The sequence below is a fragment of the Paraburkholderia graminis C4D1M genome (assembly GCF_000172415.1).
Taxonomy (GTDB): Bacteria; Pseudomonadota; Gammaproteobacteria; order Burkholderiales; family Burkholderiaceae; genus Paraburkholderia; species Paraburkholderia graminis.
In genome coordinates this window covers 21,980-30,941 of record NZ_ABLD01000041.1, presented here as the reverse complement: position 1 = coordinate 30,941, position 8,962 = coordinate 21,980, and the positions used below count along the sequence as shown (strand labels likewise).

Below are 8,962 nucleotides of genomic sequence, written 5' to 3'. Positions count from 1 at the left end.
TGGGACTGTTCGCGTTGGCCGCGCGAGCGCGCGCGCACGTCTTCGAGACCGATGCCGTAGTGGAACAGCGCTGCGGTTCCAGTTCGACGCGCACCGCGGGATTGGCCGACCCGCTCACGTCCACTTCGCCGACACCTTCGACTTGCGACAGCGACTGCTGCAGGACGGTCGCCGCGGAGTCGTACAACTGGCCGGCAGTCAGCGTTTTCGACGTCAGCGCGAGAATCATGATCGGCGCGTCGGCGGGATTCACCTTGTGGTACGTCGGGTTGCTGCGCAGGCTCGCCGGCAGGTCGGCGCGCGCGGCGTTGATGGCCGCCTGCACGTCGCGCGCGGCGCCGTCGATATTGCGGTTCAGGCCGAACTGCATCGTGATGCGCGCGGAGCCGACCGAACTCATCGAGGTCATTTCGGTGACGTCGGCGATCGAACCGAGATGCCGTTCGAGCGGACTCGCGACGCTGGTGGCGACCGTATCGGGGCTCGCGCCCGGCAACGACGCCTGGATCGAAATGGTCGGGAAATCCACTTGCGGCAGCGGCGCGACCGGCAGCTTCATGAACGCGAAGATGCCGGACAGCGCAATGCCGATTGCCAGCAGCGTGGTCGCGACGGGGCGCGAGATAAAAGGACGCGACAGGTTCATCGCATCAGTTCCCTGCGTCGGTCGCGCCGGCCGTCGGGCCGCCGCGGTTGAACCGTTCGCGCGCGCGGCGTGCGAGCGAGTCGAACGCGAGATAGATGACCGGCGTGGTGAACAAGGTCAGCAACTGGCTCACGATCAGACCGCCGGCAATCGCGATGCCGAGTGGCCGGCGCAGTTCAGAACCGGCGCCGGTGCCGAGCATCAGCGGCAGCGCGCCGAGCAGCGCCGCGAGCGTGGTCATCAGAATGGGCCGGAAGCGCAGCAGACACGCCTGGTAAATCGCCTCCGCGCGAGCCTTGCCTTCCTCCACGTTCGGCGTAGAGCGCGAGTCGATCATCATGATCGCGTTCTTCTTCACGATACCGATCAGCAGCACGATGCCGATAATGCCGATGATGTCGAGATCGTGACCCGTGATCAGCAGCGCGAGCAACGCGCCCACGCCCGCCGAGGGCAGCGTCGACAGAATCGTGATCGGGTGAATGAAGCTCTCGTACAGCACGCCGAGCACGATTATACATCGTGACGATGGCCGCGAGAATCAGGAACAGTTCGTTCGACAGCGAGGCTGGAACGCGAGCGCCGCGCCCTGATAACGCGTCTGGAACGACGCCGGCAGCCGATGTCTTTCTGCGCCTGGTCGATCGCCTTCACGGCCGCGCCGAGCGACGAGCCTGGCGCGAGATTGAACGAGACCGTGGTCGCGGGGAACTGGCTCAGGTGCGTGACGAGCAGCGGCGCGGGCCTTTCGATGAACTTCGCGATGGCCGACAGCGGCACCTGGCCGCCGGACGACGTGGAAGAGGGCAGATAGATCGAATTCAGCGACTCGGTGTAATGCTGCATCGACGGCTGCGCTTCCAGAATCACGCGGTACTGGTTCGACTGCGTGAAGATAGTCGAGACGATCCGCTGGCCGAATGCGTCGTAAAGCGCGCTGTCCACGGTGGCGGGCGTGATGCCGTAACGCGACGCGGTCGCGCGGTCGATCTCGACATACACCGACTGGCCGTTGTCCTGCAGGTCGGTGGCGACGTCGGCGAGTTCGGGCGCCTCTTTGAGCCGCTCGACGAGCTTCGGCACCCACGTTGTGAACTCGCTCATGTTCGGGTCCGTGAGCATGAACTGATACTGCGTGGGGCTGACGGTCGAGTCGATGGTCAGATCCTGCACCGGCTGCATGTACAGCGACGCGCCCGCGATATGCGCGACGTCCTGCTGCAATTGCCGGATCACTTCGCTTGCGGTGCTGCTGCGGTCGTCGCGCGGTTTCAGGTTGATCAGCATGCGGCCGCTGTTCAACGTGATATTGCTGCCGTCGACGCCGATGAACGAGGTCAGGCTTTGCACATCCGGGTTCTTCAGGATCTGGGCGGCGAGTTCCTGCTGACGCTCGGCCATCGACGCATACGACACCGACTGCGGCGCCTGCGTGATCGCCTGGATTACGCCCGTGTCCTGCACCGGGAAGAAGCCCTTCGGAATGAACACGTAAAGCAGCGCCGTCAACACGAGCGTGAGCACCGCGACGACCAGCGTGGAGCGCTCGCGATCGAGCACCCAGGTGAGCGCGACCGCGTAACGCGCGATCACCCAGTCGATTGCGCGGTGCGCGCGCGCCTCGAAGCGGTGGCTCTCGTGCGGCGGCGTGTGGCGCAGCAGCTTCGCGCACATCATCGGCACGAGCGTGAGCGACACGATCGCCGAAATCACGATGGTCACGGCAAGCGTGATCGCGAACTCGTGGAACAGGCGGCCGACCACGTCGCCCATAAACAGCAGCGGAATCAGCACGGCGATCAGTGAGACGGTCAGCGAAATAATCGTGAAGCCGATCTGCTTCGAGCCCTTCAGCGCGGCTTCGAGCGGCGGCTCGCCTTCTTCCACGTAGCGCGCGATGTTCTCGATCATCACGATCGCGTCGTCGACCACGAAGCCGGTCGCGATGGTCAGCGCCATCAGCGATAAATTGTCCAGCGAGAAGCCGCACAGGTACATCACGGCGAGCGTGCCGATCAGCGAAAGCGGCACCGAGAGACTCGGAATGATGGTCGCGTAGACGTTGGCGAGAAAGAGGTACATGACCAGCACGACGAGCACGACCGACATGGCCAGTTCGAACTGCACGTCGCGCACGGAGGCGCGAATCGTCGTGGTGCGGTCGGTGACGGTGCGCACTTCGAGCGCGGCGGGCAGCGACTGCTGCAATTGCGGCAGCAACTTCTTGATGTTGTCCACCACCTGAATCACGTTCGCGCCAGGCTGGCGCTGCACGTTCAGAATGATCGCGGGCGTGCCGTCGACCCACGCGCCGAGCTTGGTGTTTTCCGGACCCTGCACGATGGTCGCGACGTCGGTCAGCATCACCGGGCGGCCGCTCTTGTACGCGACCACCGCGCTCTTGTACGCGTCGGCGTCGGTCAACTGGTCGTTCGCGTTGATCGTGTAGTTACGCGTCGGACCGTCGAAGTTGCCCTTCGGCGTGTTGACGTTCAGGTTCGAGATGGTGGTGCGCAGGTCATCGAGATTCAGGCCGTACGCGGCAAGCGCGCGCGGGTTCGCCTGAATCCGCACGGCCGGCCGCTGACCGCCGGAAAGGCTCACGAGACCCACGCCCGCGACCTGCGAGATTTTCTGCGCGAGACGCGTGTCGGCGAGATCCTGAACCTGCGTGAGCGGCAAGGTTTTCGACGTGATTGCGAGCGTGAGGATCGGCGCGTCGGCGGGATTCACCTTTGCGTAGATCGGCGGCGCGGGGAGGTCGGACGGCAGCAGGTTGCCCGCTGCGTTGATCGCGGCCTGCACTTCCTGCTCGGCGATGTCGAGCGGCAGATCGAGGTTGAATTGCAGCGTGATGATCGATGAGCGACGAGCTTTGCGACGACATCTGATTGAGCGACGGCATCTGTCCGAACTGACGCTCGAGCGGGCGCAGTCACGGATGACGTCATCACGTCCGAGGCTCGCGCCCGGGATAGAACGTCTGCACTGGATGGTCGGATAGTCGACCTGGGGCAGCGCCGAGAGCGGCAAAAAGCGCAGCGCGACGAGGCCGACCAGCATGATTGCCGCCATCAGCAGCGCGGTGCCGACGGGACGCAGAATAAAAGCGCGGGATGGATTCATGCGGTAAGTGCCGTGCCTTTATTGCGACGCTTGCGACGCGTGCCTGCCGTGATGCGCGCGCGCGCCGGAGGCGCCCGAAGCGGCCGAAGCAGCCCACGCGCCCGATGCGCCCGACGCGCCACGCGCGCCCGAAGCGCCGCGCGGCTTGTCGGCCGGAATGGTGATCTTCGCGCCTTCCTTCAGGCGGTCCGAACCGTCGATCACGACGCGCTCGCCGACCTGCAAGCCCGACTTGATGCTGGTGCGCTCGCCGTCGACGGGCCCGATTTTCACCGGCCGCACGGTGACCGTGTTATCGGCTTTCACGACATACACGAACTGGCCCATCGAGCCGTTGAGCACCGCCGAGGTCGGCACGATCACCGCGTCCTTGATCGTATTGACGAGCAGGCGTGTGTTGACGAACTGATTCGGGAACAGCAGGTTGCTGCTGTTCTGGAAGAGCGCGCGCAGCTTCACCGTGCCGGTGGTGGTGTCGATCTGGTTGTCGAGCGTCTCCAGCGCGCCGCCTTCGAGCGACTTCGTGTTGCTGCGGTCGTACGCGGTGACAGACAGCTTCGCGCCCGTTTGCGTCTGCTCGAGAATCTGCTGGAGGTTGTCTTCCGACGTGGTGAAGATCACGCTGATGGGCTGCAACTGCGTAATCACGACGATGCCGTTGGTCAGGCTCGGCGTCACGTAGTTGCCCGGATCGACCTGGCGCAAGCCGACGCGCCCCGACACCGGCGCGGTAATGCGCGCATACACGAGGTCGAGCTTGAAGGTGTCGACGTTGGCCTTGTCCGACTTCACGGTGCCTTCGTACTGACGCACGAGCGACGCCTGCGTATCGACCTGCTGGCTCGCAATCGAATCTTGCGCGAGCAGCGTCTGATAGCGCTTCAGGTCCAGACGCGCGGTTTGCAGCAGCGCTTCGTCGCGTGCGAGCGTGCCTTGCGCGTTGTCGAGCGAGATCTGATAAGGGCGCGGGTCGATCTGCGCGAGCAGGTCGCCCTTCTTGACCATCTGGCCTTCCTTGAAATAGACGTCCTGCAGGATGCCGCTCAACTGCGGCAGAACGGTCACGCTCGCGAGCGGCGTGACGGTGCCGAGCGCGGTCAGCACGACCGGCATTTCGCCTTGCGTCGCCGTCGCGACATGAACCGGCTGCGGCATGTTGGCCATGCCGCCGGGACCGCCGCGGCCGGCCCGGCCGCTATGCGTGCCGCTCGCGCCCGGCGCCGACGCGCCGTCCGGCGAGCCCCACGGATGCCAGCGCCACAGCACGAAGCCGAGGATCAGCAGCGCGAGGACAATCAGCGCGATATTGCGGCCGCGATGGCTCTTGACGACGCCCGGCGGTGTGTCCCGCTTGTCCGTCGGACGGCCTGGAGCGCCGCCGGGGGACTTCGGGGAAGCCGGAGCGGCGGGGGCGTGAAGTTTCCCGAATGCTGTTGTTGTTCGTCCATCGGTTCGGTCAGTGACTGGCTTGGAAGTGAGGCGTACGCGCGATTGTGCCGCATCGCGGCCTGGCGATTGTTGGGCGATTGCCGGGCGCGTGCCTGACGCTAACACTTGCGGATCGCACGACAGGCGGTCTCGACAGCGGACCGGCCGCGCAGATTCACCGCGATGCTACCGGAGATGCAAGCGAAGAGGCTTGCGCCGCGCGCCCGAAGTAAAGGCCGCGCAAGCCGGGCTCCGGCAGGCTGTATCAGGCGCCTCGCGCCGCACTGCGCGGGCGCCCCGCGACAGGAATGCATGATCCTACGTCCCGCGCTCTGTAACAGTCCACCCGTGTATTTTTCTTTTGATTACGCCGGTTACAGGATGGAGACAGTGTCGGCAGCGTGGATCGCAGCGGTCCCGTTGAAGCGGGCGGCTGGCGGCGCGGCGCGTTCAGTTGTCGAGGCGGCGCCCTGGCGTGCCGCCGATTTCCAGCACGATGCGCGCGACGCAATCGAGCAACTCGGGCCCCGCGCGGCTGATGAGCCAATCGCGCGGGCACTGGTCGGCCGAGCCGCCGCAGTTGACGGCGTAGCGCTCGCCCGACGGCCCGGTGAACCCGAGCGCGATGGCGTTCAGGCCGTCGTACCACTCGCCGGTCGCGACGGCAAAACCGCGCTCGATGGTTTCCTGCAGCGCCGTTTCGAGCGGGCCGCCGACGTGGCCCCAGTCGTCGCCTTCGGCGGCCTGCAGGCCGGTCAGCAGTTTCGCGCGATCCGGCTCGTCGAGCGCGGCGAGATACGCGCGGCCGATCGCGGTGCGGCTCAGGCTCATGCGCGCGCCGACTTCGAGGCGCGACACGAGCACGGCCGAGCGCGGCCGGATCACGTCGATCACCACCATGTCGAGACGGTCGCGCACCGCGAGATGCACGGAGAGCCGCGTGCGCTCGGCGAGTTCGATCAGAAAGGGCCGGGCGCGCGCGCGAATGTCGAAGTTGCGCAAGAAGCCGTTGCTCAGTTCAAGCACCGACGACGTCAGCACGAAGCGTTCGCTGTCGGGCAGCCGGAACAGGAAGCCGGTGCCGACGAGCGTCGCCGTGATTCGCGACACCGTGGGTTTGGGAATGCCCGTGATTTCGGTCAGCTCGCGATTGCTGAGCGGCGCGTCCGCCGCGGCAACGGAGCGCAGCACCGTCAGGCCGCGCGCCAGCGCGGTGACCTCGTCGCCGGAGCCGTCTTTGTCCTTGACGGTCTCGGCGGCGGAGCGGGATCGCGTTCGTGGATTCATGTAAATTGTGGAACGATATTTCAGATTACCAGCGCCGGGACGGACAGCGGAGCGCGCGGGTTTGGCACGCCGCAATGCGCCGCCGTGAGCGCCTTGTCACAGATTTCTTCGTATTATTCATTGTATCGGAATTTTTTTCCGCGGCGCGCGGCGGCTGTTTAGATTTTGCTTGACTTAGTCAGCATAACCATAAAAAATGGAACCTCATTTCGAAAGAAAGTAGCAGGGTTGGCGGTTTCTTGCCGCGAGCGTTGGCTTTCCACCGTGCCAATGCGGTGAGTTGGCTCCCGGTCTGCCGCGGCAATCAAATGCTTTGCACCGCGTAGTTCGCGTGACCGCCCGGTCGCCTGGTTCTCTTCGAAATACCGTCTCTCAGGTTCTAGCACGGCCCTCGGAATGGCTAGAACTTTTCAAGGCGCTACGGAAACGTGGCGCCTTTTTTTTGTGCGCCCGGCCGAGCTCGCTCAGGACTCCCGTTGATACCAGCGCCGCGACGAGTTGACGACTTTCACGACTGCGAGCATCACCGGCACTTCGATGAGCACGCCAACCACAGTGGCTAGCGCCGCCCCGGACTTCAGGCCAAAGAGACTGATTGCCGTTGCCACAGCCAGCTCGAAGAAATTCGACGCGCCGATGAGACACGACGGCGCGGCGACTTCATGCGACACGCCCAGTTGCCGATTCGCCAAGTAGGCGAGCGAAGCGTTCACCACGACCTGAATCAGGATCGGCACTGCAAGCAGAAGGATCACAACCGGCTGCGCGATGATCTGCTCGCCCTGGAAAGCAAACAGCAACACGAGCGTCAGCAAAAGCGCCGCGATGGAGAACGGTCCGATCTTCGTCAGCGCGCGTTGGAACGCCGCCTCGCCCTGGCGCAAAAGCGCCCTGCGGACAAGCTGTGCGATGATGACCGGCACGACGATGTAGAGCACCACCGAAGTCAGCAACGTATCCCACGGTACGGCGATGTTCGAGATGCCCAGCAACAGGCCAACCACGGGCGCGAACGCGAACACCATGATCAGATCGTTCAGCGCGACTTGCGACAACGTGAAGTACGGGTCGCCCTTCGTTAATTGACTCCAGACGAAGACCATCGCGGTGCAAGGTGCCGCGGCCAGCAAAATCAGCCCGGCGACGTAGCTGTCCAACTGGTCGGCGGGCAAGAGCGACGCAAACGCGTGCCGCACGAAGACCCACGCGAGGAAGGCCATCGTGAACGGCTTCACCGCCCAGTTGATGACCAGCGTCACGCCGATGCCCCTGAGTTGAGTCCGCACCTTGCCGAGCGACGCGAAGTCGATGCGTAACAGCATCGGAATAATCATTACCCAGATCAGAATGCCGACGGGGATGTTGACGTGGGCCAATTCGAGCATCGACACGGTGTGGACTGCGCCGGGCAAGAGCTTGCCAAGCGCGATGCCAACCACGATACAGAGCGCGACCCACAACGACAAATAGCGCTCGAAAAATCCGATGCCGCCTGGCGCGCGCCGCGCGGCTTTCGCGACGGTTTGACTGCCCGCCATTGTTACTCTCCCTTCTCACGCAGCGACGTGCCGATACTTTGCATCTGCTGCTGGATGGCGAGACCGTCGAGCTTTTCGAGCGGGAGATTCGTGAAAAGCTCTATGCGCTTTTTCATCTGCATGAAGGCTTGCAAGAATGCCTCGCGCTTGTCGTCGTCCGAACCTTTTGCCTTCGATGGGTCCGCGACGCCCCAATGTGCTTTCGCAGGATGGCCCGGCCAGATCGGGCAGACTTCACCGGCTGCATCGTCGCAGACTGTGAAGATGAAGTCCATTTGCGGCGCGCCGTCTTTAGCGAATTCGTCCCAGCTCTTGCTACGCAGCCGGTCCGTGTCGATACCTTGCGATTTGAGCAAGGCGATTGCGTAGGGGTTCGGCGCCGTTCCCGGATGACTGCCCGCGCTGTACCCGACAAAGCGATCACCGGCGAGCTGATCAAGCGCAGCCTCGGCAAGGATGGAGCGCGCCGAGTTATGGGTGCAAAGGAACAAGACGTTGTACTTTCGGTTTTCTGTCACACATTTCTCCTGACGACGCTCGCCGCGATTGAGTTTTAAATCGACATCTGCAGAAGCGCTTCACTAAGGCTTCCTCCACGCCTGGGTCTCATTGATCGCGCAGTCGCATTGCTCTGCCTGATCCGCGGCGCAACAGTTCTCCATCAGGAAGTCCATGAGCGTCAGCATGTGGTCATAACTGGCGCTGTAAATGATGAACCGCCCCTGACTTTTCCCCTCGATGAGCCCCGCGTGCGCAAGCTCCTTCAGATGGAACGACAGCGTCGGCGCGGGCAGTCCCATTTGTTCGGCGATGGCGCCCGGACTCATGCCCGAGGGTCCCGCCGTAACCAGAAGGCGGAAAACGGCGAGGCGCGTCTCATGCGCGAGCGCTGCCAGCGCCTTGACTGCGAGCTTCGAATCGAACGTTGCCATGACGT

At 63.9% G+C, this 8,962-nt stretch carries 7 protein-coding genes and 1 pseudogene; all 8 read right to left on the bottom strand.

The window, feature by feature from the left end; genetic code table 11:
• A pseudogene (locus BGRAMDRAFT_RS31445) lies at positions 1–646 on the bottom strand (efflux RND transporter permease subunit); the annotation flags it as partial.
• 4 nt (positions 647–650) lie between these two features.
• A complete protein-coding gene (locus BGRAMDRAFT_RS35895) occupies positions 651–1,157 on the bottom strand; it encodes an efflux RND transporter permease subunit (protein ID WP_006052961.1) in 507 nt (168 codons plus the stop codon).
• 2 nt (positions 1,158–1,159) lie between these two features.
• Positions 1,160–3,772 (bottom strand): efflux RND transporter permease subunit, encoded by a 2,613-nt coding sequence (locus tag BGRAMDRAFT_RS31440; RefSeq protein WP_006052960.1) that lies wholly within the window; start codon positions 3,770–3,772, stop codon positions 1,160–1,162.
• Positions 3,773–3,790: 18 nt separating this feature from the next.
• On the bottom strand, positions 3,791–5,077 hold the full coding sequence (locus BGRAMDRAFT_RS31435; protein WP_415857598.1) for an MdtA/MuxA family multidrug efflux RND transporter periplasmic adaptor subunit: 1,287 nt from the start codon (positions 5,075–5,077) through the stop codon (positions 3,791–3,793).
• Positions 5,078–5,650: 573 nt separating this feature from the next.
• Positions 5,651–6,487, bottom strand: a complete 837-nt coding sequence (locus tag BGRAMDRAFT_RS31430) for an IclR family transcriptional regulator (protein ID WP_006052958.1) — start codon at positions 6,485–6,487, stop codon at positions 5,651–5,653.
• A 464-nt stretch (positions 6,488–6,951) separates the two neighbouring features.
• Positions 6,952–8,025: an ACR3 family arsenite efflux transporter gene (gene arsB / locus BGRAMDRAFT_RS31425; protein ID WP_006052957.1), complete on the bottom strand. Its 1,074-nt coding sequence runs from the start codon at positions 8,023–8,025 to the stop codon at positions 6,952–6,954.
• Between the two features lie 2 nt (positions 8,026–8,027).
• Entirely contained in the window at positions 8,028–8,543 is a 516-nt protein-coding gene (locus BGRAMDRAFT_RS31420; RefSeq protein ID WP_006052956.1) for an arsenate reductase ArsC, read from the bottom strand.
• A 63-nt stretch (positions 8,544–8,606) separates the two neighbouring features.
• Entirely contained in the window at positions 8,607–8,957 is a 351-nt protein-coding gene (locus BGRAMDRAFT_RS31415) for an ArsR/SmtB family transcription factor (RefSeq protein WP_006052955.1), read from the bottom strand.
• Positions 8,958–8,962: the final 5 nt, after the last annotated feature.

Coding starts and splice junctions, on each gene's coding strand:
- arsB (WP_006052957.1), bottom strand. CDS start 8,025: ATGGCGGGCAGTCAAACCGTCGCGAAAGCCGCGCGGCGCGCGCCAGGC.
- BGRAMDRAFT_RS31430 (WP_006052958.1), bottom strand. CDS start 6,487: ATGAATCCACGAACGCGATCCCGCTCCGCCGCCGAGACCGTCAAGGAC.
- BGRAMDRAFT_RS31440 (WP_006052960.1), bottom strand. CDS start 3,772: ATGAATCCATCCCGCGCTTTTATTCTGCGTCCCGTCGGCACCGCGCTG.
- BGRAMDRAFT_RS31415 (WP_006052955.1), bottom strand. CDS start 8,957: ATGGCAACGTTCGATTCGAAGCTCGCAGTCAAGGCGCTGGCAGCGCTC.